Genomic DNA, 26,951 nt, shown 5'->3' on the forward strand with positions numbered 1-26,951 from the left:
GGTTATGAAATCGTTTGAGGAAGGTCACGTATTGAGCGCACCGCACCGTACCCGTGGTTCTATTCAGGCTCGGCTGGTCGGCATGCTCGCCGTGGCGGCGCCGTTGGTCGTATTCGGTGGGGCGATGCCGGCTTCGGCGGCCACCGCCCCTGTGGTGAGCGCCACCGTGCCCGTCGGCAGCAACCCGCTAGCGGTGTCGGTGAATCCGATCACGAACACCGTGTACGTGACCAACAGCGGCGACAACACGGTGTCGGTGATCGATGGGGCCACCCACGCGGTTACCGCCACGGTGCCCGTCGGCGCCGGCCCGTACGGGGTGGCGGTGAATGCGACCACGAACACCGTGTACGTGACCAGTCAGAGCAGCGACACGGTGTCGGTGATCGATGGGCTCACCAATACGGTGACCGCGACCGTGAACCTCTTCGGCAACCCCTCCGACGTGGCGGTGAATGCGACCACGAACACCGTCTACGTATCGACCCTTGGCACCTCCTCACTGTTCGTGATCGACGGGTCCACCAACACGATCACCGCCACGGTGCAGGTCGACGGCCTCTCGAACGGGGTGGCGGTCAATGCGACAACGAACACCGTGTACGTGACCAACTTTGCAGCCGGCACGCTGGCGGTGATCGATGGGGCCACCAACGTCAGGACCGCCACGGTGACCGTCGGCACCAGCCCGTATGGGGTCGCGGTGAACGAGCTGACGAACACGGTGTACGTGGCCGCACAGTCCGACAACACCGTGTCGATCGTCGATGGGGCCACCAATGCGGTGACCGCCACCGTGCCCGTCGGCAGCGTCCCGTTCGGGGTTGCGGAGAACGCGACCACGGACACGGCGTACGTGGCCGACTACGGCGGCAACACCGTGTCGGTGATCACCTCGGCTACGCCCCCGGGTGCACCGACGGGCGTTTCGGCCACCGCCGGTAACGGGCAGGCGTCCGTTGCGTTCTCTCCTCCGGCCAGTGATGGCGGCTCGGCGATCACCGGATACACGGTCACTGCCACCGACACGACCACGCCAGGCAACGGCGGACAGACCGCGACCGGCGCCGGTTCTCCGCTCGTCGTGACCGGCCTCACCAACGGAGACGCGTACACGTTCACGGTGACCGCGACCAACGCCGTCGGGACCGGCCCCGCGTCCACGACATCCAACGCCGTCACCCCGGTACCGACGCCGGCGAACCCCGTACCGACACCGGCGGACCCGCCGGCTCCATCGGCGACGACGTCGTTGGCCGCGACCGGTTCGGACCTGGCACTGCCGGCCGGACTGGCCGGGCTTCTGCTGATCGCCGGATCGGTCGTATTCGGTGTCGCACGGTTTCTTGGGGTGAGGCCTCCGGGGGCGCGATCGCGGCGGGGATCATCGGCCGGGTGCTAGCGTCGCCCGCATGACTGTCACCTCTCTCCTCGACCTGCACTTCGCGGCCGACCACCTCGAGGACGGGCCGCGCGCGCTGCGCGACATCCTCGCGGACACGCGTGCGTTCGACGGCTGCCTCGGCGTGCAGGTCGTCGCGGACGTCACCGACCCCGCCCACGTGATCGCGGTCGAGCGCTGGGAGTCGCTCCAGCATGACGACGCCTACCGCGCCTGGCGGGCTGGGCCTGGCGCTTCGGGCCTCGGCGCCTACTTGGCCGAGCCGGCGGTGCTGACACGGTTCACGGACGTCGTTTCACTCTGACTCCGATGCCCTCACCCGGCTCGCCCGCACCCAACGCTTCGGCCGTCATCGCCCTTCCGCTGTGAGGGAGGGGATCGAGGCTGCGAGGCCGTCGAGGATCATGGCGAGCCCGAACTCGAATTCGTCGCCGAAGTCGTAACCCGGCTGCAGCACGTGCTCGGCGGCCAGCTCGCGGAGATACGGGTAGTCGCCGTCGCCGAACGATCGGGTGATGGTCGTGACGGCGGGGGCGGCCGTGCTCTGGTTGAACGGCAAGGCCGACTCTTGGAGCGCGAATCCGTAGACGTAGCTGTCCAGCAGCGCATAGGCGTGCGCGGTCATGGCCACCGGGAAGCCGGCCGTGCGCAGAACGCCGACGATCCGGTCGTGGTGTCGAAGGGTGGCCGGGCCCGGAGTGGCTCGGGACTCCAGCAGGGCTATCGCCCACGAATTGCGGGCAAGCACGCGCCGTGCGGAATGCGCCCACTCATGGAGCTCCTCACGCCAGGGACCCGTCGTCGATGGAAGCTCGATCTGACTGAAAACCAGGTCGACCATGCCGTCGAGGAGCTCGTCCTTGTTGGCGACATAGTGATACAGCGACATCGGCTTGACCCCGAGTGCTTGCGCGAGCGAGCGGATGGTCAGCGCTCCGATGCCTGATTCGCCGGCGAGTGCGAAGGCCCCGCTCAGCACTCGATCGCGGCTGAGCGGGAGGCGCGCGGTTGCGCTGGCGCGGGCTGGTTCTGACATCTCGCCCTCACTCTATCGCGCTTTCGTACATTGTACGATACGCTCGTACAAAGTACGACAGCACGGAGGTGCGGTCATGGCGACGAGACAACAGCAAGGCGACGTAGCGCGCGGTTCGGAGACTCCGGAGCGAGCAGACACCATGCGCGCGATCGTGCAGCGGCAGTACGGGGCGGCCGATGCCCTCCACTTGGAGCGGATTCCTCGGCCGAAGCCCGCTGACGACGAGATTCTCGTTCGCGTGCGCGCCGCCAGTCTCAGCCGCGGTACCTGGCATCTGATGAGCGGCAAACCGTATGTGATGCGGCTCGGCCTCGGGTTCCGCGGCCCCAAGACGCCGACCGCCGGGCAGGACCTCGCAGGAACGGTGGTGGCCACGGGCGCCGCCGTCACAGGTTTCGAGGTCGGTGATGACGTGTTCGGAGTCGGCTCCGGGTCGTTCGCCGAATACGCGGTGGCACGGGAGGACAAGCTCGCACGCAAGCCGATGAATGTCTCTTTCGAGCAGGCTGCGTCGGTACCGGTGTCGGCCTCTACCGCTTTACAGGGTCTGCGCGACGTCGGGCGCGTTGCTCCCGGTCAGAAGGTGCTGATCATCGGCGCCTCCGGCGGAGTGGGAACATTCGCTGTGCAACTGGCGAAGGCGTTGGGCGCCTCCGTCACCGGCGTGTGCAGCACCTCCAAGCTCGAACTGGTGCGCTCGCTCGGGGCCGACCGCGTCATCGACTACACCGCGACCGACTTCTCCGCCATGCCGGACCGGTACGACCTGATCCTCGACATCGGCGGCAACGCCACCCTGCGACGGCTTCGCCGGGCGCTCACACCGCACGGCACGCTGGTCATCGTCGGCGGCGAGGACGGTGGCGACTGGGTCGGCATGAGCCGGCAGCTTCGCGCGATCGGCGTCTCGCCCTTCAGCCGTCAACGACTCGCCATGTTCGTCGCAACCCTGAACACCCGCGATCTGGAGCAACTCACCGAGTTCATCGAATCGGGCGCCGTCACGCCTGTCCTCGACCGCACTTTCACGCTCGAACAGCTGCCGGACGCCATGCGCCACCTCCAGTCCGGAGCTGCCCGCGGCAAGATCGCCATCAGCATCTGAGGAGCACATCATGGCCGCCGACATCGACATCACCCCTCCGGTGAGAGTCTCCCCACCGCGTCGCCGGATGCGCCCGACGAGGCGGATCTCCCTGACCGTCGGCATCCTGTACGTGCTGACATTCGTCTCCATCCCCACGCTGGCGCTGTACGCGCCCATCAAAGCCGATGTCGGCACCTTCATCCTGGGAGCCGGAAGCACATCGGCGCTTCAGTGGGGGGTTCTGTCCGAAGTCATCGTCGGTCTGGCCGGGATCAGCACCGCCATCGTGCTGTACCCGCTCACCAAGCGGATCAGCCAGACCGCGGCCCTGGGGTTGGTGGCCGCCCGTCTCCTGGAGACCTGCCTCATCTTCGTCAGCGTCGTCAGCCTCCTCACGATCATGACGCTGCGAATCGACCTCGCGGGCACCGCCGGGACGAGCCCAGCGGCGCTGGCCACGATGGGTCACGGCCTGCTCGCGAACTACACCTGGACGTTCCTGCTCTCCCAGAGCCTGATGCCCGTCGCGTGCGACCTGCTCCTGGGCTACCTGCTGTACCGGTCCGCCCTCGTGCCCCGCATCTGGCCGATCGTCGCCTTCGTCGGCGCCCCGCTGCTCCTCGCCTCCGATGTCGCGATCTTCTTCGGCGCCTATTCCCCGGTGTCCCCGATCGCCGTCCTCGCCGCACTGCCCGTCGCCGTGTTCGAACTGTCCCTCGGCATCTGGTTGATCATCAAGGGTTTCAGGCCAATGGCGCTGACCGCCGACTACGACGCGGTCAGCCGGTCCGCAGCACCATGAGGGTCGGCCCGAGAGCCTCGTCCGTGAATCTCCCCGAATCGGTCATTCCCGCGTTCCTCCGTGCGATCCGCGTGAACCGGCCCTTCCTCACCGCCGAAGGGGCAGCACAGGAGGTCCGGAAGCAGGAACTCCGCCCGGGTTCGTACTCTCCGCAGAAGAGGCTCCGCCCGGACGTCGCCGTCTCGGTGCGACGCCACGGCCGGCGGCCGGTCTACACCGTCACCCCGTCCCGATCGATGCCCTCCGGACAGGTCATCTACGTGCACGGTGGCGGCTGGGTGCACGAGATCAATCCCTATCAGTGGGCCCTGATCGCGCAGATCGCCGCCGAAGCGAACACCACGGTGACCGTCCCGATCTACGAGTTGCTTCCGTACGGTGACGCTGCCTCGACGAACGAGTTCATCGTGAGCCTGTTCGAAGACGTGAAGACCGAGACGGACGACGTGCGCCTGGCCGGTGACTCCGCCGGCGGCCAGATCGCCCTCTCCGCGGCGCTCACCCTGCGCGACCGGGGACACGCGGACATCCGCACCGTCCTGATCTCCCCACCGCTCGATCTCACCCTGTCGAACCCGGACATCGGGCGCGTGCTGCCGAAGGACCCGTGGCTCGGTGTCGAAGGCATCCGCGCCGTCGCGAAGCGCTGGGCCGGCGAGCTCCCGATCACCGACCCGAAGATCAGCCCGCTCTTGGGCGACTTCGACGGCCTCGGACCGATACTGCTCCTCACCGGCACCCGCGAGATCCTGAACCCCGACGCCCATCTGCTGGTATCGAAGGCGCGCGCCGCCCGCGTCGACGTGACACTCCTGGAACGCGACGCCGCTGTCCACGCCTTCCCGCTCCTGCCCACCCGCCCGTCTGCCGCCGCACGCGCCCGCATCGTCGCCGCCCTTCGCGTCTGAGGCACTCGGCGACAGCCGCCGATTCGGTCGCCAGGAGATGTAATTCGGTATTTACTTAATTAAGCATTCGCTGTAACATGGTCGCATGACCGCAGCCCCCACGACCGCCTTCGCCGCCCTGGCCGACCCGACGCGTTCGGAGATCGTCGACCTCCTGGCACGGCGCGGCGAGCTCGCGGCCGGCGACATCTCCGCCGGGTTCGTGAGCAGCGCCTCCGCCATCTCGCAGCACCTCAAAGTGCTGCGGGAGGCGGGGCTCGTCACCGTCGAGAAGCGGGCGCAGCACCGCGTCTACCGACTGGACGCCGGTGCGATCCGGGAGGTCGGGAGCTGGCTCTCCGATCGTGCGGGGTTGTGGAACGCGCGCCTCGACAGCATGGCCGCGTACCTCGAGAAGACCAGAGCAGAGGAGAAGAAATGAGCGACGACGCGACGGAGGTCGTGGTGAACCGCATCCTGAACGCACCGGTCGAGACGGTGTGGAGGCTGTGGACCGACCCCGAGCTGGTCACCGAGTGGTGGGGCCCCGAGGACTACACGTCACCCTCGGCGTCGATCGACCTGCGGGAGGGCGGCACGTACGTCTTCAGCATGCGGGCCCCCGACTATCAGGGCGGCATCGAGAGCTTCACCGGTGGCGTGTACACGAAGATCGTCCCGCTCGAGCGACTCGAGTTCACGCAGAGCATCACCGACGCCGACGGCGAGCCGTTGCCGGCCGACCGGCTCCCGGAGGGCTTCACCCAGGGCATCCGCACGTCCGTCGAGTTCGCTGACCTCAAGGGCCTGACCGAGCTGACGATCATCGAGAAGGGCTGGAGCCGGAGCCTGATGTCCGTCTTCGCCTACGCGGGCATGCACCAGTCGCTCGACAAGCTCACGACGGACGTCCTCCGTCGCCTCACCGCGCTCGCCGGCTGAGGAGGTCGCGCATGGACATGAGACTGGAACTCGTACCGATCCCCGTCTCCGACGTGGACCGCGCCAAGGCGTTCTACGCCGACACGATCGGCTTCGCGCTCGACCATGACGTCGCGCCCGGCAACGGGATGCGGATCGTGCAGCTCACGCCGCCCGGATCGTCCTGCTCCATCGCCTTCGGCACGGGAATGGGGACCGGTGGCCCCGAGGAGGGCGTCGTGAAGGGGCTGCACCTGGTTGTCGACGACATCGACGCCGTGCGCGACGAGCTCCTGGCTCGCGGCGCCGAGGTGGGGGAGATCCGCGACATGGGAGGTGTGCGTTTCGCGTTCTTCAGCGACCCGGATGGGAACACGTGGGAGCTGCAGGACCTGAGCGCGATGCGCCCATCGGGGCTCTGACCCAGCGGCGACGATACGATCGGAACCTCCACCGAACCACTCAGCGTCGTCCCCGACGGAAGAGGTAACGCCCATGTCCGCAGCCCCGATCTCCGTGCAGTTGTGGAGCGTCCGCGAAGAACTCGAGCAGCTCGGCTGGGATGCCGTCATCGACACGCTGGCTGAGACCGGGTTCACGGCCGTCGAGCCTTTCGCGATCGCTGACACCCTGCCTCTCCTCGCTCCGACGCTGGCGCGCACGGGGATCCGGACCCCGACCGTTCACGGCGATCTCACCGGGGCCGAGCTCCGGCGCACGCTGGACGCTGCCGCGGCCGCCGAGGCCACGCTCGTCATGCATCCCTCCTTCGAAGCGACGCGCTGGCACGAACCGGACGGGGTCGCCCGCATCGCGGATGACCTCGCCGCGGCGGAGGCAGCCGCGTCGGAGTACGGGATGCGGGTCGCGTTCCACAATCACGACGACGACCTCCGGGTGCGCTCGAACGGCCTCCCTGCCCTCGTCGACCTCATGGACCGCGTGGGGCCAGGGGCGGGAGTGGAGTTCGACCCGTACTGGGCGACGATCGCCGGGGTCGACGTGATCGCGACGATCCGCGACCTGGGGAGCAAGATCTTCGCCGTCCACCTCAAAGACGGCCCGCTCGACGGCACGAACGAAGACCAGGTCGCGGTGGGCGACGGCGAACTCGACTGGCCGGGGCTGCTCCGAGCCGTTCCCGCCGCGGTGCCGCGTGTGATCGGGCTCGACATGTACGCCGGGCCGACCCTCGACGCGGTCATCCGCAGCTACCGGAGGCTGGTCGAGCTGACCGCGGAGAACGACGGCGTGAGCGAGGCCCGCCGATGACCGAACAGCCCTCCTTCCGCAGGCTGGCGCCGGGCCAGCGGGCGCGCGTCCGCGTCTGGCGCCGCGACGAACGCTCCGTGCGTACCGTCCACGAGTCGACCGATCGCCTCTACGAGGCTCCGAACTGGACTCCCGACGGCCGGCTGCTGGTCAACGGCGACGGACAGCTCTGGACGCTCCCGGCCGACGGCTCGGGAGCGCCGACCGTGGTGGAGGCCGCGGGCCTGCCCGACGTGAACAACGACCACGTGCTCTCGCCGGGCGGCGACGAGGTCTACGCCTCTGCGAACGACTGGCACATCTGGCGGGTCCCGCTGGCGGGCGGCGCCGCCGAGCGGATCACGCCCGACGACGGCGCCATGCACTTCCTGCACGGCGTCCGCCCGGACGGCGCGCGGCTCGCCTACGTGCAGCTGAGGCCCGAGGGGGAGAACTGGTGGGCCTCGGCCACCATCCGCACCATCGCCGTCGATGGGACGGACGATCGCGCCGTGACGACGCATCCCGGGCCGGCCGACGGCTCCGAGTGGACGCCGGACGGCCGCTGGATCCTCTTCAACACCGAGCAGTTCTCGCCCGGGCACGCGCAGCTCGCCCGCATCGGGGAGGACGGGTCCGGGCTCGAGCAGCTCACCTTCGACGAGCGGGTCAACTGGTTCCCGCACCCGGCGCCGACCGGCGAGCTCACGGTCTATCTCAGCTATCCGACGCGGACCACCGGCCACCCGGCGGACCTCCCGGTCGAGCTGCGGCTGGTGACGGACGACGACTGGGCGGCACCGGAGACGATCGTGGAGCTGTTCGGCGGCCAGGGCACCATCAACGTCCCGAGCTGGTCGCCGGACGGCTCGGCCTTCGCCTTCGTGGACTACCCGGTGGTCGACTGAGCCTTCAGCGCTTGAGCTTTCAGCGCTCCGCCGCGGCGCCTCCGGCCCGCGCGGCGAAGCCGTCCCGGACGGCGGCGACGAGGTGGCGCACCGCGGAGGACGGGCGGCGGCTCCCGTCCTCCGCGGCCGTCGCCACGAGGATCGAGCGCACGAACGACGGGTCCTGGATCGGCCGCAGGACGATGCCCGGGTGCGCGGCGGTCGTGGCGAGGCTCGGGATGATGCCGACCACCATCCGTGCGGCGGTCATTCCGAGGAGGACCTGGAAGTCGTCGGTCCGGATCGCGACGTCGAGGACGTGCCCGTAGGCCGCGAACGCGTCGGCGACGATGCGGTCCATCGCGTCGTCCGCCGAGGTCGCGAAGACCCAGCGCTCGTCGCGGAGCGAGAGCACGGCCGCGAGATCGATCGACGTGCGCGACGCCAGCGGGTGGCCGACGGGCAGCGCCAGCATCAGGGGATCGCGGTACACCTCCATGGTCTCCACGTTCGGGCGGAACGGCAGCTCGTACCCGGGCACGGTGTAGACGAGGGCGGCGTCGAACGCGCCGCGGTTGATCCCGTCGACGAGCGCGGGGACCTCCTCGAAGGTCGTGTCGATCTCGATCCCGAGGTCGCCGACGCGGGCCGCGACGAAGGGCAGGATGCTGGCGGCGGCCGTCGCGAAGGTCCCGAACCGCAGCCGCACCCGCCCCAGCTGGCTGAACTCGCGCGCGTCGCCGATCGCGCGCTCGCTGAGCGTGAGGATCTCCTGCGCCCGCTCCAGGAGGAGCATCCCGACGGGCGTCAGCCTGCTGCCTCGCGGTGAGCGCACGAGCACGGGGGAGCCCACCAGCCGTTCGAGGTTCTTGAGGTGGTAGTCGACGGTCGGCTGGCCCCACCCCAGGCGCCGTGCGGCCGCCGTGACCGAGCCCTCGGCGTGCACCGCTCTGAGCGCCTCGAACTGTCGCAGATCCGCCATCGGATCCCCTGTCTGGATGCGGGTGGGTCACCCGATCGGGTAACGAGTGACATACAGTCTATGTGGGCTGAGCGAACTTCGGGGGATTCTGGCGGCGGGACGCCACCCCCACGATGGAGGCATGGCCCCCACCCGCCCCTCCGCTATCGACCGGTCGCGTCCGCTGTCGCCCGCCGCCGACCTCCGCCACGGCCCCGACCTTCGCCACGGCCCTGACCTCCGCCATTGGGAGACGCCGTACGCGGACGCGCTGGAACGCCACGCGGCGCGCGGTCCCCTCCCGCTGATGGTTCCGGGGCACGGCGGCGACGAGCTCGGGCTCTCTGCGCGGCTCGCCGACTTCCTCGGGTCGCGGGCGCTCGAACTGGATGTCCCGATGCTGCTCGACGACATCGACCTGGGCCAGGATTCGCCGCTGAGCCGCTCGCTCGACCTCGCAGCGGACGCGTGGGGCGCGCGTCGCACCTGGTTCCTGACGGGAGGCGCGTCGCAGGCCAACCGGATCGCCGCACTGGCCGTGCGGGGGCTCGGCGAGAACATCCTTTCGCAGCGGAGCGCCCACTCGAGCTTCAGCGACGGCGTGCTCTCGGCGGGCCTGGCACCCTCGTTCGTGCTGCCCTCCCTCGACAGCGCGAACGGCGTCGCGCACGGCGTCTCTCCCGCCTCCCTCGATCAGGCGCTGACCGCCGCGGAGCGCGCCGGCCGCCCGGCGGACTCCGTCTACCTCGTCTCGCCCAGCTACTTCGGCTCGGTCTCCGACGTCGCGGGCCTCGCCCGGGTCGCGCACGCGCACGGCGCTCCGCTCATCGTCGACGGCGCCTGGGGGCCGCACTTCGGCTTCCACCCGGACCTCCCGGAGTCGCCCGCCCGCCTCGGCGCTGATCTCGTGGTCTCGAGCACCCACAAGCTGGGCGGCTCCCTCACCCAGTCCGCCATGCTCCACCTCGGCCACGGTCCGTTCGCCGATGCTCTCGAACCGCTCGTCGAGCGGGCCGTCTCGATCACGGCGTCGACCTCCACGTCGGCGCTGCTGCAGGCCTCGCTCGACATCGCGCGGCATTCGCTCGCCACCGGGGCGGAGCTGATCGGCCGGTCGATCGCGATCGCCGACGCGTTCCGCGAAGCGCTGCGGGACGACCCGCGCTTCGGCGTGCTCAGCGACGGCTTCGGGGCGTTCGACGACATCGTCGCCGTCGACCCGCTACGCGTGGCGATCGACGTGTCGGGCACGGGGGTCAGCGGGCACTGGCTGCGTCAGCGCCTCATCGACGCCGACGGGATCTTCTTCGAGATGTCGACCGCGACCACCCTGGTCGCGCTCATCGGCGCAGGCAAGACGCCGGATCTCGACAGGGCGCATCGCGCGCTCGCCGCCGCGGCCGACTCGGCGGAGGCCCGCGCCGAGCGATCGAGCGGCGGCGCGGACGAGTTCCCCGCGCTGCCCGAGTCCGGCCCGCTGCGCACGCTGCCACGCGACGCGTTCTTCGCCGACACCGAGCTCGTCCCCGCGGCGGAGGCCGTCGGGCGCGTCTCGGCCGACACCCTCGCCGCGTATCCGCCCGGTATCCCGAACCTCATCCCGGGCGAGGAGATCACGGCGCAGACGGTGGCCTTCCTCCAGGCGGTCGCCGGCTCCCCGTCCGGGTACGTGCGCGGCGCCGTCGACCCGAAGGTCGAGCGGTTCCGGGTGACCAGCCGCAACTGAACCGCACGAGAACCACGACGGATTTCGCATAACCCCCACCAATCAAAGGAGACTGGTACATGCCCACAATCGCTCAGCAGCTGCTGCGCAGAAAGCCCACGACGCCTCCGGGCGCCGGAGAGGCGCACCTCAAACGCAGCATCGGCCTCTTCTCCCTGACCATGATCGGCGTCGGCGGGACGCTCGGCACCGGAATCTTCTTCATCCTGTCCCAGGCGGTTCCCGTCGCCGGACCCGCGGTGATTTGGTCGTTCGTCATCGGCGGCGTCGTCGCCGGGCTCACCGCGCTCTGCTACGCAGAGATGGCGGGCGCCGTTCCGGCCTCCGGGTCGACCTATTCGTACGCGTACGCGACGCTCGGCGAAGGCACGGCGATGGCGGTCGGGGCCTGTCTGCTGCTGGAGTACGGCGTCTCCACCGCCGCTGTCGCCGTCGGGTGGTCCCAGTACGTCAACCAGCTGCTGCAGAACCTCTTCGGCTGGCAGCTCCCCGTGCAGCTCTCCCAGGCGCCCGAGCAGGGCGGCATCGTCAACATCCCCGCGGTGATCGTCATCGTGCTGTGCTCGCTGCTGCTCCTCCGCGGGGCGCGCGAGTCCACGACGGTCAACAGCATCATGGTGGTCATCAAGATCGCCGTCGTCCTGTTCTTCTGCGCCGTCGCGTTCACGGGGTGGAACGCCGACCACTTCCACAACTTCGCGCCGGCCGGATTCGCGGGCATCGTCGGAGGCGCCGGGATCATCTTCTTCTCGTTCGTCGGTCTCGACGCGGTGTCGACCGCCGGTGAGGAGGCCAAGAACCCGAAGCGGAACCTGCCGCTGGCGATCATCTTCGCGCTGGTGATCATCGTCCTGCTGTACGTCGCCACGTGCATCGCCGCTCTCGGCGCTCAGGCTCCGGACAAGTTCGCGAACCAGGACGCCGGCCTCGCCGCGATCCTGCAGAACATCATCGGCTCCAGCTGGCCGGGGACCATCGTCGCGATCGGCGCGATCATCTCGATCTTCTCGGTGACCCTCGTCGTGCTCTACGGCCAGACGCGCATCCTGTTCGCCATGTCGCGCGACGGGATGATCCCTCCGGTCTTCGCGAAGGTCAACCCGCGGTCGATGACGCCGGTGCGCAACACCGTCATCGTCATGATCGCCACGAGCATCCTCGCCGCGGTCGTCCCGATCGACTTCCTCGCCGAGATGACGAGCATCGGCACCCTCGTCGCCTTCCTGGTGGTGTCGCTCGGCGTCATCATCCTGCGCGTGCGGGAGCCGGAGCTGGAGCGCGGCTTCCGCCTCCCGCTGGGCTGGACGATCCCGATCCTGTCGATCGCGGGCTGCATCGCGATCATCACGCAGCTGCGGCTGATCACAATCATCGTGTTCCTGATCTGGACCGCGGCCTTCCTCGTCTTCTACTGGTTCTACGGCCGTAAGCACTCCACGCTGCAGACCGGAGCCGCGGCCGCCGACCCGGAGATCCCGTACACGAGCAACTTCGCCCAGCCGAGCAAGAGCGAGATCCGCGAGGCCGCCGAGCGCAGGAAGGCGAACCGCAAATGAGCATCGTCGTCGGGGTCGATCCCGCACACCGCTCCGCCTCCGCGCTTCACCTGGCTGCGATGTTCGCACGATCGACCGGCACCGACCTCCTCGTCGCCGCGATCGTCCCTCCCGCCTGGCCGACGACGGCGGGAGGCGCGGACGCGGAATGGCGCGGCTACACCCGCGAGAACGCGGACAGTGCCCTCGATCACGCCGCGGCCGTGCTCGGCGGCTCGGTCTCGGCCGAGTTCCTCCTGCACGAGGCGCCGTCGGCCCGCCGCGGCCTCGTGGAGCTCGCCGAGCAGCGCGAGGCGTCGCTGATCGTCGTCGGGTCGGCCGGGGACGGCCAGCAGGGGAGGATCGCGCTCGGGTCGGCGAGCGACACCCTGCTGCATGCGTCGCCGGTCCCGGTGGCGATCGCGCCCCGCGGCTACCGCGCCGAGGCCGACACGCGCGTCAGCCGGGTGACCGCCGCCTACCGGGGCACCGGCGCGTCCGCCGATCTCGTGTTCGGCGCGGCAGGACTGGCCGCGTCGGTCGACGCGGACCTGCGGGTCGCCTCCTTCGCCGTCGTTCCCCGCGACTCCGGCACGTCGGGCGCCGGGCTCGACGCCGAAGCGGCCATCGCCGACACCTGGGCGGCCGACGTCGAGAAGCACGCGGCCTCGCTCGTCCGCCAGGTGGCCGAGCTGGAGGACGCTCCGGAGGTCTCCGAGGTCGCCGTGGGCAGGGGCGAGACCTGGGAGTCGGCCCTGGCCGACATCGGCTGGGAGCCCGGCGAGGTGCTGGTCGTCGGTTCGAGCACGCTCGGCCCGATCGCCCGCGTCTTCCTCGGCTCCCACGCGGCCAAGATCCTCCGCCACTCGCCCGTGCCGGTCGTCGTCGTCCCGCACGGACTCGTCGGCCGCGAACGGGACTGAGCCCACGCGGCACCATCCATCAGAACCAGACGAAAGACTCAGCGATGCCCCATCCCCTCCTCGACCTCTTCCCGACCGGAGCAGCCGTCGACCCCGACGGCACCCTCGTGGTCGGCGGCTGCCGGGTGGACGACCTCGCGCGCGAGTTCGGGACTCCGGCGATCGTCGTCGACGAGGCCTCGCTGCGTGCAAGGGCACGCGAGTACCGCACCGCCCTCACGTCGCGACGGCCGAATGCGCGTGTCGTGTTCGCGTCGAAGGCCTTCCCGGCGACCGCGGTTCAGCGGGTCATGGTGGAGGAGGGGCTCGGCCTGGATGTCGCGGGCGGCGGTGAGATCCTGAGCGCCCTGCGCGCGGGAGTCGACCCGGCGCTCATCGTGATGCACGGCAACGCGAAGACAACGGAGGAGCTGCGGATCGCGGTGGAGGCCGGCATCGGTCTGGTCGTCGTGGACAACGAGGACGACGTCGACCGCCTCGAGCAGCTGGTGGAGCCCGGGAGCGCGCAGGGCGTCCTCGTCCGGGTCGTCCCCGACGTCGTGTCGTCCACGCACCCCGCCGTGCAGACGGGCCAGGTGGGATCCAAGTTCGGGTTGACCGCCGCGGCAGCGCGCCTCCTCATCGCCCGCATCGAGGCGAGCCCGCTGCTGGAGCTGCGCGGGGTGCACGCCCACGTCGGTTCGCAGATCATGGATGCGGCGGAGCTCGCCGCGGCGGTCGCACCGCTCGCCGCCCTCGGCACCTTCCCGGTCTACGACCTGGGCGGCGGCCTCGGCGCCCGCTACACGACCGACGACCGGCCCGCGTCCGTCGACGAGTACGTCGAAGCGCTGCTCGCGGCGGCCGACGAGCACCTGCCCGCGGACGCCGAGATCATCATCGAGCCCGGCCGCAGCATGGTGAACGCCTCGGCCTTCACCCTCTACACCGTGACCACCGTCAAGCGCGACGCCCGCACGTTCGTCGCCGTCGACGGCGGCATGGGCGACAACCTGGAGGTCGCCCTCTTCCAGCAGCGCTTCGAGGCGGTCCTCGCCGACCGTCTGCACGATGAGGATGCGGAGGAGGTCGTGGTGGTCGGCCGCCATTGCGAGTCGGGTGACGTGCTCATCGACCCGCTGCGGCTGCCCGCGGCACGGGTGGGCGACCTCCTCGCGGTGGCCGCCACGGGCGCGTACACGCACACGATGGCGAACAACTACAACGGCTACCGGCGGCCGCCGGTGGTGTTCGTGCGCGATGGCGAAGCGCGGGCGGTCATCCGACGGGAGACGTGGGACGACCTCTTCGATCGGGATCTGTGAGGGCCGGCTCGGCGCGCTAGCCGGCCGCCTTCCGCCAGACGGTTCTCATCAGGCCCGACGCGCTCCACGTGGTCGCGGTGCCGTGGGCGATGCTCAAGGCCGTCGCCTGCGGGAAGAAGGTGGCGCGGAGCTCGTCGGCGCGTGAGTTGAGCCGGGCGAGCGAGTGGATGACCCGCTCGTCGGTCTCGGCGCGGGCCTGCCCGCGCGTCGCTGCCAAGGCCTCGAGGAGGCGGTCGCGCTCCGCGTCGATGGCCGCGGCCGCGGTCGCGAAGTCGCCGGCATCGGTCGTCTGCGCGCGGGGCGCCCGGGTCACCGGGGTCATCGGGGTCGTCGGCGTCACGCTCTGGCCTCCTGCACGTCGCGGGCCTTGGGGTACCGGTACGTCGTGACGGGATGCGTGCCGAGCACCACCTTGCCTCGCGCGTGCAGCTTGTTCAGGTCGGCGTACGCGTCGGCGACCGCTTCGAGGGGATAGAAGCCCGAGATGAGGAGCGTGAAAGCATGGTCCGCTGCATACTGCGCGAGCCGCTGGAGCTGCCGTGTGCCGTGCGCGACCGCTTCGGCGTCGTCGCTCAACAGGCGCAGCTCGGTGTCGCGGCGATCCTCGCTCGAGCGGTAGCGCTCGGGCGGCACCCCAAGCCGATTCGCGAGGTCCCGGCCGTCCTGCCCGAAGTTGTCGATGAAGCTGGTGACGGGAGCGCCCGCGGCCTCCTGGATGCGTTCGTGGATGCCGTCGCCGTAGCGGACCGGCTTGATGCCGAGCTGCCGCAGGTAGTCGAAGTTCCTGTCGCCGCAGGTTCCGATCACCGTCGCTCCTGCGTGCTTGGCGAGTTGGGCCTCCACGCTTCCGACGCCGCCGGCCGCGGCCGAGATGACGACGACGTCACCCGCTCCGACGCGGAGGTCGTCGAGGGTGTCCAAGGCGGTGGCGCCGCACAGGTACAAGCCGCCGGCGACCTCCCAGCCGACGTTCTTCGGCTTCGGGACCAGCGCCTCAGTCGGGACCGCGACGTAGGTCGCCTGAGCGCCCGAGCGGACGTGCCCGATCACCTCGGAGCCCGGCGTGAAGCCGGACACGCCAGGCCCGACCTCCACCACGATCCCGGCGAAATCGCTGCCGGATCGTCGCGGGAACGGCTCGTGCCAGTCGGTCTCTCGCCCGCTCCGGATGAAGCCGTCGATGTGGCTGATGCCGCAGGCGATGACCTCGACCACGATTTCTCCGGCAGCCGCCGGCGGGCGCGGTCTGCGCCGCACCTCCAGCACATCCGTATCGCCGGTGCGGTCGTATTCGACGATCAACGCTTCTTCGTGCTTACTGGACATAATGCCTCACTAGCTCGGCTTGTATCTAACCTAGCTAGCTAAATCACCAAAGTCGAGAGAAACGTCGAAACTGTCAGCTCGGCGACTCAGGCGCCGTGCCAACTGCGCCGGAGGGCGACCCAATCGAGAAGGCGGAGCGCGAACACGCTCTGCAGGTCGGTCAACCCGGCCAGCCGTGACGGCCGGGAGCTCTGCAAGAGCAGCATGCCGCCTTGCGCGCTCAGCACCGCGTCGACATCCTCCGGCGCAGCTGCGGCCAGGGCGGTACCGGGGCGGGAGGCCCATTCGTCGAGTGCTGCAAGCGGACGGGTCGCCGCCAGTCCCGTGAGGTAGCTCAGCTCGTCGAACCACGGTGCTGCGCGACCCACCCACGGCCAATCGACGAGCCAGACCGTGCCCGATGCCTCCAGGATGGCGTTGTCCGGGCGGAGATCGAGGTGGGCCAGCCGCGAGCCCTCAGCGGCTCGTCCGGCTTGGGATGCGAGTTCGGCGAACTCGTCGCCGTGCCCGCGAAGGCGGTCGGGCAGAAGAGACCTCCCTTCCGCGAGCAGCTCGGGCCAGGCGGACGACCAGCTCGCGGCTCTGCTCGCGGCCGATCGGTCTGCAGACCTGCTCGGCGCGGGAGGCAGGACGAGCTGGTCGGAGATCTCGGGCAGATCGGCGAGGGCGCCGAACACGGCGGCGATGTCCGCATCGTCGCCGCCCGGCTCGCGTCCCTCCACATCGTCGAAAGCGAGGGTGATCCAGTCGCCATGCTCGGCGCACCCGCGAAATCGAGGTGCAGGCAAAGACAACCTGGTCAGCGCATTCCACACGTCCGCCTCCGAACGGAAGAGCTCGAACGACCGCCGGTTCAGCCCGCGCGACACCGACTTGGCGAAGATGCGGCTGCCGCTGGCACCGGTCAGCCGATCCGCGGCGCCGGGTGAGAAGCCGCCTGCCTGGGAGACGGCGCCGACGATCGGTTCGCCGAGGAGCTCCGCCACCCAGGTCTGTACCGGCGCGGGCACCTGCTCCCAGGGCACTCGGGTGTTCGATTTCGGGACCTCGGCCACAGGCTCATTCTTCAACACAGGAGGCTCCGAACCGTCACGCTCCGCGGGCGAGGTCTTTCACGGAATCGCGCTGGACCACCGGCATCGGGATGAGGTGACGCGCCGGCGTCCTGTCGCCGGCGAGCGCGAGCTCCATCGCCTTGCGTCCCATCTGCTCGTAGGGGATGCGGGCCGTCGAGAGCGACGGCCGCAGGATCGACGCGAGGACGTCGTCGTCGAACGACACGACCGAGACGTCGTCGGGGATGCGGACGCCGGCCTCCTGGAACGCCTGGTAGACGCCGAAGGCCACGTTGTCGTTGAGGCAGATCAGGCCGGTGATGTCGGCGCCGCTGTCGAGCAGCTCGCGGGCCATGCGGTAGCCGGCCGCCGGCTCCCAGTGCCGCTCATGGAGGTCGGCGACGAGCTCGATCCCGTTCTCAGCGAGCACGGCGTCGATCCCGGCGAAGCGGTCGAGGATCGTCACCGACTCCTCCGGCGGGAGGATCTCGGGAGCGATGCGACCGAACAGGGCGATCCTGCGGTGGCCCGCGTCGATCAGGACCTGCGCCATCGCGGCTCCGGCGGCCCGTTCGTCGGGGAGCACGACCGGGTAGTCGACGGAGGTCGTCGCGTTGAGCATCACGACGGGGACATCGTCGGGGAGCGGAGGCAGAGCGACCTGCCGCGCGGCCATCGACCCGAAGACGAGGCCGGCTGCGCGGCGGTCGACCATGGCGTCCAGCACGCCGCCGAGTCGTTCCGGGTGGTGGCCGGTCTCGGCGATCAGCACCGTGTGGGAGTGGTCCTCCGCCACGTCGAGGAGCCCCCGGATCATCGCGGACGCGTAACGGGTGAGCGTGACGTCGTCGGACACGAAACCGATGATCGGCGACTTGCCGAAGCGGAGGGTGCGGGCGGCGGGGTTCGGGCGGTAGTTGAGCTCTTCCGCGATCCGGCGGACGCGCTCGGCGGTCTCGGGGGAGAGCCGGGTGCCGGGGCGGTCGTTCAGGATCAGGCTCACCGCCGCCTTGGACAGGCCTGCCTTCGCGGCGACGTCGGCGATGGTCACCCTGTCCGACATGCCGGCCTCCTTCGATCTGCGGACCCATTCAAGCAGGAGATTTTCGCCACCTGCTTGCGCGCGGTCCATCCTATTGCTATTTTCTACCTTGCTAAACGCATTTAGCAACAAGCTAAACGCATTCAGCATCCACCCCACACCGGGCGGGTCGACGATTACATATCCAATGGAGGATCACCATCGTGAGGAAGACAACCAGCCGGGCGCTCATCGCCGCGGCCGTCGTCGCGGCCACCGCGGCGCTCTCTCTGACCGGCTGCGCCAAGGGCGGCGGCAGCGCGGGCACATCCGGCGGCCAGCTCGTGATGTGGACGCACAACGCCGGCAACAAGGCGGAGCTCTCGGCCATCGAGGCCATCGTGGCCGACTTCAACAAGTCCCAGTCGAAGTACACGGTGAAGGTCCAGGCCTTCCCGCAGGACTCCTACAACCAGTCCGTCACCGCGGCCGCGGCCTCCAAGAAGCTGCCGTGCATCCTCGACATCGACGGCCCGAACGTGCCGAACTGGGCCTGGGCCGGCTACCTGGCTCCGCTGACGGGGCTGGACTCGACGCTCTCGAAGTTCCTCCCGTCGACGGTGGGGAAGTACGACGGCAAGACCTACTCGTACGGCTTCTACGACGTCGCGCTCGCGATGATGTCGCGCAAGTCGACGCTGGAGGCCGCGGGGATCCGCATCCCGACCGTCGACTCGCCGTGGACCAAGGCCGAGTTCCAGGACGCCCTCGACAAGCTGAAGGCGACGGGCAAGTTCCAGTACCCCGCCGACTTCTCCACCGGCCTGACCGGCGAGTGGTGGCCGTACGCGTACTCGCCGTTCCTGCAGAGCGCGGGCGGCGACCTGATCGATCGCAACGGCTACAAGACCGCCGACGGCGTCCTCAACGGGTCGGAGGCCGTCGACTGGGCCAAGTGGTTCCGCGGCCTCGTCACGAGCAACGACATCGCGGCCAAGTCCGGCTCCGACCCCGTGGCGGACTTCGTCAACGGCAAGACCGGCATCCTCTACGACGGAGGCTGGGCGGCCGAGCAGGTTCGGGCGCAGTTCAAGGACGACGCCGTCTTCCTCCCGTCGGTGGACCTCGGCAAGGGGCCGAAGATCGGCGGCGCCTCGTGGCAGTGGGGCGTCTCGAAGACGTGCGGTGACACCGCCGGCGCCATGGCGTACATGAAGTTCGCCGCGGCCGACAAGTACGTCGCCGAGGTCGCGAAGGCGACCGGCACGATCCCGGCCACCGACGCGGCCGCCGCGATGGTCCCCGGCTATCAGGCCGGCGGCGACAACGCGATCTTCCGCGAGTTCTCCAAGAAGTTCGCCGAGGTGCGTCCGGTGACCCCGGGCTACCCGTTCATCGCCACCACCTTCACGAAGGCCGCCCAGGACATCGTCAACGGCGCGGACCCGAAGTCGACCCTCGACCAGGCGGTCAAGGACATCGACGCCAACCAGAAGTCCAACAACTACTTCAAGTAGCAGCCGGGCCGGTCCGGGGGTCGACCGCTCGCCTCCCGGACCGGCCAGGTCGACAGACAAGGACGTCACTCATGAGCACCATCGCCAAACCGGCGCCGCAGCGAAGCGACGCCGCCCCAGCACCGAGCAAGCAGGTGAGAACCCGCCTCGTCGGCGGCCGCAAGGAGGCCGCCGTCGGCTGGGTCATGCTCCTGCCCGCGGCCGTCCTCATCCTCACCTTCCTGCTGGTGCCGATCGGCCTGACCTTCGGACTCGCGTTCACGAACGCCCGCCTGGTCTCGCCGGAGCCCGCCCAGTTCGTGGGCATGGACAACTTCGTCGCCCTGTTCACCGACGACACCTTCTGGGCGTCGCTGCGCAACACGATCATCTTCACCGTGGTGATCGTGCCCCTGCAGTCGGGGCTCGCGCTCATCCTCGCGCTGCTGGTCAACACCCGCACCCGCGGCACGACCTTCTTCCGCACGGTGTTCTTCCTGCCCGTCGTCACGTCGATCGTGGTCGTCTCGATGCTCTGGCTGTTCATGTACCAGAAGGACGGCCTGATCAACGTGCTGCTGTCCAAGGTCGGCATCCAGGGCCCGGACTGGCTCGGCGACCCGCACTGGGCGCTCCTGGCCATCATCCTCATGTCGGCCTGGCAGGCGATGGGATTCCACATGATCATCTGGCTCGCCGGCCTCCAGACCGTGCCGGCGGAGCTCTACGAGGCGGCGTCGCTGGACGGCGCCACCCGGTGGCAGCAGTTCGCGCACGTCACCTGGCCCGGCCTGCGCGCCACGCGCACGTTCATCCTGATCACCATCACGATCGCTGCGTTCGGGCTCTTCACCCAGGTGCAGATCATGACCCAGGGCGGCCCGCTCAACGCCACGACCACGCTGGTCTTCCAGGCCGTGCGCAGCGGATTCCAGCAGCAGCAGACCGGCTACGCGTCGGCCATCTCGCTGGTCTTCTTCGTGCTCGTGCTGGTGGTCACACTCATCCAGAGATTCCTCACCCGTGACAAGGAGGCCCGGCGATGACCGACACCATCCGCGACGTCGCGGACATCGACACCCCGCACGCGCTCGAACCCGACCGTCGTCGCCGGTCCCTCTGGCGCCCCGCTCTGACGCTCGTCCTGAAGATCGTCCTGGCGCTCGTCTTCGGCCTCCCGCTGGTCTTCATGATCGTGTCCAGCTTCAAGCCGGACGCCCAGATCTTCCACGACCTCGACGGCATCCAGGCGTTCCTGCCGGTCGGCGACCTCGGCTTCCAGAACTATCTCGGGGTGTTCGACCGGGTGCCGTTCGCGCAGTTCCTGTTCAACTCGATCCTGATCTCGATGCTGACCGTGGGGCTCGGACTGATCGTGAACTCGCTCGCCGCCTTCTCGCTCTCCCGCATGCGCATCCCGGGCGGGAGAATCGCGCTCGGCGTCATCCTGGCGACGCTGATCGTGCCGTTCGAGGTCATGGCGCTGCCGCTGCTGTGGGAGGTCAACCAGCTTCCGTACTTCGACGGCACCCAGATCGTCCAGGGCTGGCTCGACACCTACACCGTGCAGATCGTGCCGTTCATCGCCAACGCGTTCTCGATCTTCCTCTTCTACCAGTACTTCGACTCCATCCCGAAGGAGCTGGACGAGGCGGCGCGCGTGGACGGCGCGGGCTGGTTCCGCATCTACCGCAGCATCATCATGCCGCTGGCCGGCCCCGCGGTGGCGACCGTCGCGATCCTGACGTTCCTGCCCGCGTGGAACCAGTACCTGTGGCCGCTCATGGTCACCCAGAGCGAAGCCGTGCGTCCGGCGATGGTCGGCATCGACTACTTCAAGCAGCTCAACACGTCGTGGGGTCAGATCATGGCCTACGCGACCATCATCACCGTCCCCGTGCTGGCGCTCTTCGTCGCTTTCCAGCGCTCGTTCGTCAACTCCATCGCCTCACAAGGGCTGAAAGGCTGACCTCATGTACTCACTCCCCGACAGCTGGGTCTGGGATTTCTGGCTCGCCGACGACGGGGACCGGTACCACCTGTTCTTCCTCTACGCGTCGAAGGCGCTGAAGGACCCGGACGCGCGGCACTACCGCGCCTCCATCGGCCACGCCGTCTCGGACGACCTGGTGAACTGGACCCGCGTCGTCGACGCCCTGGTGCGCAGCGACGCCCCCGCCTTCGACGAGCTCGCCACCTGGACCGGCAGCGTCGTGCGCGGCGACGACGGGGTCTGGCGGATGTTCTACACCGGCACGCGGCTCGCGGACGGCAGCAATGTCCAGAGCGTCGGAGTGGCGACCTCGCGCGACCTCTACGACTGGACCAAGAGCGACCGGAACCCCATCCTCACCGCCGACTCCCGCTGGTACGAGCGGCTCGCCGACGGCCACTGGCACGACGAGGCGTTCCGCGATCCGTGGGTGTACCGCGACGAGCGCGCCGGCGTGTGGCGGATGCTCGTCACGGCGCGCGCCAACCACGGGCGTCCCGACGATCGGGGCGTCATCGCGACCGCGGTCTCCCACGACCTCGAGAACTGGGAGCTGCAGCCGCCGCTGAGCGAGCCGGGCAGCGGCTTCGGCCAGCTGGAGGTGCTCAACACCGCCGAGATCGACGGCGAGAGCGTGCTCTTCTTCTCCTGCCTCGCCCCCGACCTGGCCGAGGAGAGACGGCGCACAGGGACCTCCGGGGGCACCTGGGCGGTCGTGGCCGACACCGACGGCCGATGGGACCCGCGGGACGCCCGCCAGCTGACCGCCGACGACCTGTACGTCGGTCGCGTCATCCGCGACCGGCGCGCGGGCCGGCCGGTGTTCCTGGCGTTCGAGAACACGGCACCGGACGGCTCGTTCGTCGGGGGCATCACCGACCCGCGCGCGATCTCCGTGCGCGACGGCGTCGTCGTGCTCGGAGACGCGGTGGACCCTTCGGCGTGGACCGTCCCGGTCGGCGCCGCGGGCGGGTGCTGAGCGTGAACTCGCGCCGCGGCGCCCCGCCGCTGGGGACGCCGAGCGACGGATTCCTCGTGATCGGCGAGGCGCTCGTCGACATCTTCGACGGCGCGGCCGGACCCGAGGAGGCGTTCGGCGGCGGCCCGACCAACACCGCGCTGGCGCTCGGCCGACTCGATCGCCGCGTGCGGCTCGCGACGGCGCTAGGCGACGATGAGCGGGGCAACGCCCTGCGCGACTGGCTGACCGCATCCGGGGTGGAGGTGGAGACCACGCCGATCGCGCGCACGGCGACCGCCCGGGCGACGCTCGCCGCGGACGGCTCCGCGACCTACGACTTCGACCTCGCCTGGGAGGCCGCCCTCGACGGAGTGCGTCCGGCCGCGGTCGTGCACACGGGTTCGATCGCCGCCGCGCTCGAACCGGGAGCCACGGCGGTGGAGGGCTACCTGCGCGCCGCTCGCGCGACCTCTATCGTCAGCGTGGACCCCAACATCCGCGCTTCCGTCTCGGGGGAGAGCTCGCGCGCCCGCATCGAGCGCATCCTCGCCCTGGCGGATGTCATCAAACTCAGCGAGGAGGATCTCGCCTGGCTCGCGCCGGGGATGTCGCCGCGGCTGGCGGCCTCCCGCTGGCTGAGCGAGGGAGCCGGGCTGGTCGTCTTCACCCGGGGAGCGCGCGGCTCGCTCGCGTTCGCGAGCGGCGGCAGCGTCGCGTGCGACGCGGTGCGCGCCGACGTGGTCGACACGGTCGCCGCGGGCGACACCTTCTCGGCGGCGCTCCTCGACGGGCTCGTGGCCGAGGGATTGAGCGGCGTCGGCGGGCGGGACGCCCTCCGCGCCGTCGACGTGGACACGCTGTCGCGTCTGCTGGAGCGGGCCTCGCGCGCCGCGGCGATCACCGTCGGCCGCCGCGGAGCCGACCCGCCGACACGGCGGGAGCTCACAGAGGCGATGCAGCGGTCGTGCGGATCCGCACCTCGCGCTCCATCCGCTTCTCGTGGCGCTCCCGGCCCTTGAGCGCCTCCAGCTCGCGGCTCTTCGGCGGCGCGTTCGTGACGAGCTGATCGAGCATCCGCCTGGTCGCCTCGGCGATCTCGTCGATCGCCTGCTCGAACGCGGCGGCGTTCGCCCGGGAGGGGCGCGTCGATCCGCTGACCTTGCGGACGAACTGGAGGGCCGCCTCACGCACCTCGTCGTCGGTCGTCGGCGGTTCGAAGTTGTGGAGGCAGCGGATGTTCCGGCACATGCCGCGACGATACCTCCATCGCGCTCCGCTTGCTCTGGGAGTTCTCAGGAAGGATGGCGCAGGATGTCTTGTCACCCGCAGCACGATAAGGAACCACCCGCAATGAGCTCGCTTCGCGACCACATCGAGCGCACCCTCCGCGACACCGACCTCGGTATCGCGACCGATGCCGTCCCTCTGAACACCGACTCGATCACGCTTCCGCAGAGCCAGTAGTCCCGAGGCTCGCTGCAACCGGCACCCGGCTCCGGCAGGACCTTGACACCCACACCCCCTCGGCTTTAGACAGAGCGGGGACGGAGTTCATCCTCGCGTGGCGGCTGCCGTGCGCTGCAGGGTCCTCCTGTCGTCTTCGTCGCTGGAAGGACACGGCCATGAGTTCCGCGTTCGCCCCGCTGGGGGTCCGTGTCTTCCGGCTGCTCTGGATCGCGGGCCTGGTCAGCAACATCGGCAGCTGGATGCAGACCGTCGGGGCGCAGTGGCTGCTGGTCGAACAGGGGAGCCCCGCGTCGGTGGTCGCGCTCGTGCAGACGGCTGCAGCGGCTCCTGTGCTGCTGCTCGCCCTCCCGGCCGGGGTCCTCGGGGAGTTCTTCAACCGGCGGACCCTGCTGATCGTCGTGCAGGCCGTGCAGTTCCTCATCGTGCTGGGACTGGCCTGGCTCACCTGGGCCGGTGCGATGACCCCTGCGCTGCTGCTCGCGGTGACGTTCCTGCTCGGCGCCGGCTCGGCCCTCCAGCTGCCCGCGTATCAGGCCGTCGTTCCGGATGTGGTGCCGGCGCCGATGATCGCGGACGCGGCCGTGCTGTCCTCCATCGGCGTCAACGTCGCGCGCGCGATCGGCCCGGCGCTGGCGGGGCTCGTGGTCGCGCAGCTCGGGGTGACAGCGGTCTTCGTCGCGAACGCGCTGTCGTTCCTGGTGTTCCTCGTCGCGCTGGTGGCATGGCGTGGCTATGTGCCCCGACGAGGCCGGCCCGAGCGCTTCCTCGATGCGACCCGCGCCGGCGTGCGCTACGTGCGCAACGCCGGCGCGATCCGCGGGCTGTACCTGCGGCTCGCGCTGTTCCTCCTCCCGGCGAACGGTCTCTGGGCGCTCCTCCCCGTGCTCGCGAGCTCCGAGCTGCATCTGAACGCGGGAGGCTACGGCCTGCTGCTCGCCTCCCTCGGTGTCGGCTCGGTCGGAGGGGCGTTCCTGCTCCCTCCGTTGCGGGCGCGCTGGAGCACCGGGGCGATCGTCGCCGCCGCCTCCGCCGTGTTCGGGCTCTGCACCCTCGCCGTCGCCGTCACGCCCGTGCTGTGGCTCGTCGTCATCGTGCTGGTGGTCGCCGGGTTCGCCTGGATCGGCGTGATCGCGACGATCAACGGCACGGTGCAATCGTTCCTGCCGGTGTGGGTGCGCACGCGCGGGCTCTCGATCTACCAGCTCGTGCTCTTCGGCTCGACCGCTGTCGGCGCGGCCGTCACCGGTGCGCTGGCGGGCTGGGCCGGTGTCGTGGTCGTGCTCGTCGTCTGCGGCGCGCTGCTCGTCGTGATCGGGATCGTCGGCGCGCTGCGGCCGGCGATCGATACGCGCGACAAGGGGCGCGCGATCGTCCCGATCCCGCTGACCGACGTGCCGATGGTGCAGGGAGAGCCGCTGGACGACAGCGACTCCACACCGGTGCTGGTGCTGATCCGCTACGCCGTCCCGCCCGAGCGTCGCGACGAGTTCGCGTCGAGGATGGACGCCGTCGGCCGCTCGCGACGCCGGACGGGCGCGCGCGACTGGCGTCTGTACACGGACCGCGAAGACCCGGCGGTCCTGGTGGAGGCGTTCCAGGTCGGATCGTGGAGCGAGCACCTCAGCCAGCACGAGGAGCGGATGACCGAGTACGACCGTCAGCTGCTCGACAGCGCGCTAGCGCTCGCCGTAGGCGAACCTGTCGTCGAGCACCTCCTGGAGACGGAGGCCGCGCGGTCACGGTGACGGAGTCTCGCCGTTTCCGTTCTCACTCCCGTTCTCGCCCCGCAACGCCCGCACCATGCTCTGCAGGCTCCGCAAGGCGTCCGCCTGCTCGGTGTCGGTCATGCCGGCCAGCATCCTGAGCTCGACGCCGCGGACGGCCGCGGTCGCCTTCTGGAGGCTGCGCCGGCCGCGCGGGGTGAGTCGGGTGGGGAGCGCCTTGCCGACGGGGGCCTCCGTCGCCCGGGTCACGAAGCCGTCGCGCTCCAGCGCCTGCAGCAGCACGTTCATCGTCTGCCTGGTGACGAAGGCGCCGCGCGCGAGCTCGGAGTTCGACAGGCCGGGGCGCTGGGCCAGCAGCTCGAGGCAGGAGTAGTGGGTGACGCTCATCCCGAGCGGTCGGAGGACCTCCTCCATGGCCGTGCGGAGGGCGCTCGACGCCTCTTTCAGCAGGTAGCCCAGCGACGTCTCGAGGTCGATGCCGACGGTGTCCCGACTCATGTCAGTAGTCTGACATAGACTCCAGGTGTCAGAAAACTGACACGAAACGAAGGAGCAATCATGCCCGCAACCGGCCCCGACTTCATTTCCCTGCAGGTCCGCGACCTCGGCGCCTCCCAGGCGTTCTACGAGAAGTACCTCGGCCTCGTCCGCTCGCCCGCCGGGCCTCCACACGCCGTCGTCTTCGAGACGACGCCGATCGCGTTCGCGCTCCGCGACCTCCTCCCCGGCACCGACCTCGACTCCGCCGCCCAGCCCGGGGTCGGCGTCGCGCTCTGGCTCCACGCCACCGAGGTGCAGGCGATCCACGACGCCCTCGTCGCCGACGGCCACGCCATTGCGGCAGCGCCGATCGACGGGCCGTTCGGGCGGACCTTCACGTTCGTGGACCCGGACGGCTACCAGATCACGCTGCATGACAGGGCGTGACGGGCGCCATCCCGCAGGGGAGTAGGACGCCTCGAAAGGGTAGCAGAAACAAATACAAAATGTTTTGAACGAATCCGGGAGGCGTCACGATCGCCGCCAAGTGGGCCACGGACTTGCTCTCCGCGGCGGTCGGGGAGCCGCAGCTGGTGGCCAACCCACCGGGTCAGGAGGTCCCAAATGACTCACTACGGTTTTGAATGGGTAAGCAGGTGAGCCCGCGGGCGCGGCGTATCCGCGCCCGCGAGGAATGCGATCG

Annotated in this window: 29 protein-coding genes; 21 read left to right on the forward strand and 8 right to left on the reverse strand. The window is 69.7% G+C overall.

Features of this window, described 5'->3' with window-relative positions:
- Positions 1–82: 82 nt before the first annotated feature.
- Both ASF88_RS09230 and ASF88_RS09235 read left to right on the forward strand, forming a co-directional pair.
- Entirely contained in the window at positions 83–1,402 is a 1,320-nt protein-coding gene (locus ASF88_RS09230; RefSeq protein ID WP_055917096.1) for a fibronectin type III domain-containing protein, read from the forward strand.
- Positions 1,403–1,412: 10 nt separating this feature from the next.
- On the forward strand, positions 1,413–1,706 hold the full coding sequence (locus tag ASF88_RS09235; RefSeq protein ID WP_055917099.1) for a putative quinol monooxygenase: 294 nt from the start codon (positions 1,413–1,415) through the stop codon (positions 1,704–1,706).
- A gap of 45 nt (positions 1,707–1,751) precedes the next feature.
- On the opposite strand, the gene ASF88_RS09240 is transcribed toward ASF88_RS09235, so the two are convergent.
- Positions 1,752–2,438 (reverse strand): TetR/AcrR family transcriptional regulator C-terminal domain-containing protein, encoded by a 687-nt coding sequence (locus ASF88_RS09240; RefSeq protein ID WP_055917102.1) that lies wholly within the window; start codon positions 2,436–2,438, stop codon positions 1,752–1,754.
- Between the two features lie 142 nt (positions 2,439–2,580).
- Between ASF88_RS09240 and ASF88_RS09245 the strand changes: the two genes are divergently transcribed.
- The 8 genes from ASF88_RS09245 (at position 2,581) to ASF88_RS09280 (ending at position 8,297) form a co-directional block, all read left to right on the forward strand.
- Entirely contained in the window at positions 2,581–3,546 is a 966-nt protein-coding gene (locus ASF88_RS09245; RefSeq protein WP_055917105.1) for an NAD(P)-dependent alcohol dehydrogenase, read from the forward strand.
- Positions 3,547–3,556: 10 nt separating this feature from the next.
- On the forward strand, positions 3,557–4,330 hold the full coding sequence (locus ASF88_RS09250) for a DUF4386 domain-containing protein (RefSeq protein ID WP_082518874.1): 774 nt from the start codon (positions 3,557–3,559) through the stop codon (positions 4,328–4,330).
- 23 nt (positions 4,331–4,353) lie between these two features.
- Complete coding sequence (locus tag ASF88_RS09255) at positions 4,354–5,238, forward strand: alpha/beta hydrolase fold domain-containing protein (protein ID WP_235493376.1); 885 nt, start codon at positions 4,354–4,356, stop codon at positions 5,236–5,238.
- An 85-nt stretch (positions 5,239–5,323) separates the two neighbouring features.
- Positions 5,324–5,659, forward strand: a complete 336-nt coding sequence (locus tag ASF88_RS09260; RefSeq protein ID WP_055917111.1) for an ArsR/SmtB family transcription factor — start codon at positions 5,324–5,326, stop codon at positions 5,657–5,659.
- The gene (locus ASF88_RS09265; RefSeq protein WP_055917114.1) at positions 5,656–6,159 is read left to right on the forward strand and encodes an SRPBCC family protein; all 504 of its coding nucleotides are present in this window, start codon (positions 5,656–5,658) and stop codon (positions 6,157–6,159) included. The genes ASF88_RS09260 and ASF88_RS09265 overlap by 4 nt, the downstream gene beginning before the upstream one ends.
- A gap of 11 nt (positions 6,160–6,170) precedes the next feature.
- Complete coding sequence (locus tag ASF88_RS09270) at positions 6,171–6,560, forward strand: VOC family protein (protein WP_055917117.1); 390 nt, start codon at positions 6,171–6,173, stop codon at positions 6,558–6,560.
- 73 nt (positions 6,561–6,633) lie between these two features.
- Positions 6,634–7,410 carry a sugar phosphate isomerase/epimerase family protein gene (locus tag ASF88_RS09275; protein WP_055917120.1) on the forward strand — a complete coding sequence of 259 codons (777 nt, stop codon included), beginning with the start codon at positions 6,634–6,636 and terminating at the stop codon, positions 7,408–7,410.
- Positions 7,407–8,297 carry a TolB family protein gene (locus ASF88_RS09280; RefSeq protein WP_055917127.1) on the forward strand — a complete coding sequence of 297 codons (891 nt, stop codon included), beginning with the start codon at positions 7,407–7,409 and terminating at the stop codon, positions 8,295–8,297. The genes ASF88_RS09275 and ASF88_RS09280 overlap by 4 nt, the downstream gene beginning before the upstream one ends.
- 19 nt (positions 8,298–8,316) lie before the next feature.
- Here the strand turns inward: ASF88_RS09280 and ASF88_RS09285 are convergent, their stop codons facing one another.
- Positions 8,317–9,258: a LysR family transcriptional regulator gene (locus ASF88_RS09285; RefSeq protein WP_055917130.1), complete on the reverse strand. Its 942-nt coding sequence runs from the start codon at positions 9,256–9,258 to the stop codon at positions 8,317–8,319.
- Positions 9,259–9,379: 121 nt separating this feature from the next.
- Between ASF88_RS09285 and ASF88_RS09290 the strand changes: the two genes are divergently transcribed.
- Genes ASF88_RS09290 through lysA form a run of 4 tightly spaced genes read left to right on the forward strand, consistent with a single transcriptional unit; the run spans position 9,380 to position 14,725 of the window.
- On the forward strand, positions 9,380–10,963 hold the full coding sequence (locus ASF88_RS09290; RefSeq protein ID WP_082518875.1) for an aminotransferase class I/II-fold pyridoxal phosphate-dependent enzyme: 1,584 nt from the start codon (positions 9,380–9,382) through the stop codon (positions 10,961–10,963).
- 59 nt (positions 10,964–11,022) lie between these two features.
- Complete coding sequence (locus ASF88_RS09295; protein WP_055917133.1) at positions 11,023–12,519, forward strand: amino acid permease; 1,497 nt, start codon at positions 11,023–11,025, stop codon at positions 12,517–12,519.
- Positions 12,516–13,421 (forward strand): universal stress protein, encoded by a 906-nt coding sequence (locus tag ASF88_RS09300; protein ID WP_055917136.1) that lies wholly within the window; start codon positions 12,516–12,518, stop codon positions 13,419–13,421. Before ASF88_RS09295 ends, ASF88_RS09300 begins: the two co-directional genes overlap by 4 nt.
- Before the next feature lie 44 nt (positions 13,422–13,465).
- The gene (lysA, locus tag ASF88_RS09305) at positions 13,466–14,725 is read left to right on the forward strand and encodes a diaminopimelate decarboxylase (RefSeq protein ID WP_055917140.1); all 1,260 of its coding nucleotides are present in this window, start codon (positions 13,466–13,468) and stop codon (positions 14,723–14,725) included.
- Between the two features lie 16 nt (positions 14,726–14,741).
- Here the strand turns inward: lysA and ASF88_RS09310 are convergent, their stop codons facing one another.
- The 4 genes from ASF88_RS09310 to ASF88_RS09325 all read right to left on the reverse strand — a co-directional run bounded on the left by ASF88_RS09310 (position 14,742) and on the right by ASF88_RS09325 (position 18,169).
- On the reverse strand, positions 14,742–15,065 hold the full coding sequence (locus tag ASF88_RS09310; protein ID WP_055917143.1) for a hypothetical protein: 324 nt from the start codon (positions 15,063–15,065) through the stop codon (positions 14,742–14,744).
- Complete coding sequence (locus ASF88_RS09315) at positions 15,062–16,051, reverse strand: NADP-dependent oxidoreductase (protein WP_055917148.1); 990 nt, start codon at positions 16,049–16,051, stop codon at positions 15,062–15,064. The genes ASF88_RS09310 and ASF88_RS09315 overlap by 4 nt, the downstream gene beginning before the upstream one ends.
- Before the next feature lie 86 nt (positions 16,052–16,137).
- Entirely contained in the window at positions 16,138–17,106 is a 969-nt protein-coding gene (locus tag ASF88_RS09320) for a phosphotransferase (RefSeq protein WP_055917150.1), read from the reverse strand.
- A 34-nt stretch (positions 17,107–17,140) separates the two neighbouring features.
- Positions 17,141–18,169, reverse strand: coding sequence for a LacI family DNA-binding transcriptional regulator (locus ASF88_RS09325; protein ID WP_055917153.1), 1,029 nt, complete (start codon positions 18,167–18,169; stop codon positions 17,141–17,143).
- Between the two features lie 182 nt (positions 18,170–18,351).
- On the opposite strand from ASF88_RS09325, the gene ASF88_RS09330 reads away from it, so the two are divergent.
- The 5 genes from ASF88_RS09330 to ASF88_RS09350 all read left to right on the forward strand — a co-directional run bounded on the left by ASF88_RS09330 (position 18,352) and on the right by ASF88_RS09350 (position 23,596).
- Entirely contained in the window at positions 18,352–19,644 is a 1,293-nt protein-coding gene (locus tag ASF88_RS09330) for an ABC transporter substrate-binding protein (protein ID WP_082518877.1), read from the forward strand.
- A gap of 71 nt (positions 19,645–19,715) precedes the next feature.
- Positions 19,716–20,669 carry a carbohydrate ABC transporter permease gene (locus ASF88_RS09335; protein WP_055917159.1) on the forward strand — a complete coding sequence of 318 codons (954 nt, stop codon included), beginning with the start codon at positions 19,716–19,718 and terminating at the stop codon, positions 20,667–20,669.
- Positions 20,666–21,592 carry a carbohydrate ABC transporter permease gene (locus ASF88_RS09340; RefSeq protein WP_082518878.1) on the forward strand — a complete coding sequence of 309 codons (927 nt, stop codon included), beginning with the start codon at positions 20,666–20,668 and terminating at the stop codon, positions 21,590–21,592. Before ASF88_RS09335 ends, ASF88_RS09340 begins: the two co-directional genes overlap by 4 nt.
- A gap of 4 nt (positions 21,593–21,596) precedes the next feature.
- Positions 21,597–22,595: a glycosyl hydrolase family 32 gene (locus tag ASF88_RS09345; protein WP_055917162.1), complete on the forward strand. Its 999-nt coding sequence runs from the start codon at positions 21,597–21,599 to the stop codon at positions 22,593–22,595.
- Between the two features lie 2 nt (positions 22,596–22,597).
- Positions 22,598–23,596, forward strand: a complete 999-nt coding sequence (locus tag ASF88_RS09350) for a PfkB family carbohydrate kinase (protein ID WP_235493377.1) — start codon at positions 22,598–22,600, stop codon at positions 23,594–23,596.
- On the opposite strand, the gene ASF88_RS09355 is transcribed toward ASF88_RS09350, so the two are convergent.
- Positions 23,520–23,825, reverse strand: coding sequence for a DUF2277 domain-containing protein (locus ASF88_RS09355; RefSeq protein ID WP_055917168.1), 306 nt, complete (start codon positions 23,823–23,825; stop codon positions 23,520–23,522). The genes ASF88_RS09350 and ASF88_RS09355 overlap by 77 nt on opposite strands.
- Before the next feature lie 374 nt (positions 23,826–24,199).
- On the opposite strand from ASF88_RS09355, the gene ASF88_RS09360 reads away from it, so the two are divergent.
- Positions 24,200–25,789, forward strand: a complete 1,590-nt coding sequence (locus tag ASF88_RS09360; protein WP_055917171.1) for an MFS transporter — start codon at positions 24,200–24,202, stop codon at positions 25,787–25,789.
- Here ASF88_RS09360 and ASF88_RS09365 read toward each other — a convergent pair.
- Positions 25,781–26,266, reverse strand: coding sequence for a MarR family winged helix-turn-helix transcriptional regulator (locus ASF88_RS09365; RefSeq protein WP_055917174.1), 486 nt, complete (start codon positions 26,264–26,266; stop codon positions 25,781–25,783). The two genes, ASF88_RS09360 and ASF88_RS09365, sit on opposite strands and share 9 nt — an antisense overlap.
- A gap of 60 nt (positions 26,267–26,326) precedes the next feature.
- On the opposite strand from ASF88_RS09365, the gene ASF88_RS09370 reads away from it, so the two are divergent.
- Positions 26,327–26,695 carry a VOC family protein gene (locus ASF88_RS09370; protein ID WP_055917177.1) on the forward strand — a complete coding sequence of 123 codons (369 nt, stop codon included), beginning with the start codon at positions 26,327–26,329 and terminating at the stop codon, positions 26,693–26,695.
- The last annotated feature ends 256 nt before the right edge of the window (positions 26,696–26,951 follow it).

Origin of the sequence: Leifsonia sp. Leaf336, assembly GCF_001423695.1 — a bacterium.
Lineage (GTDB): Bacteria > Actinomycetota > Actinomycetes > Actinomycetales > Microbacteriaceae > Leifsonia.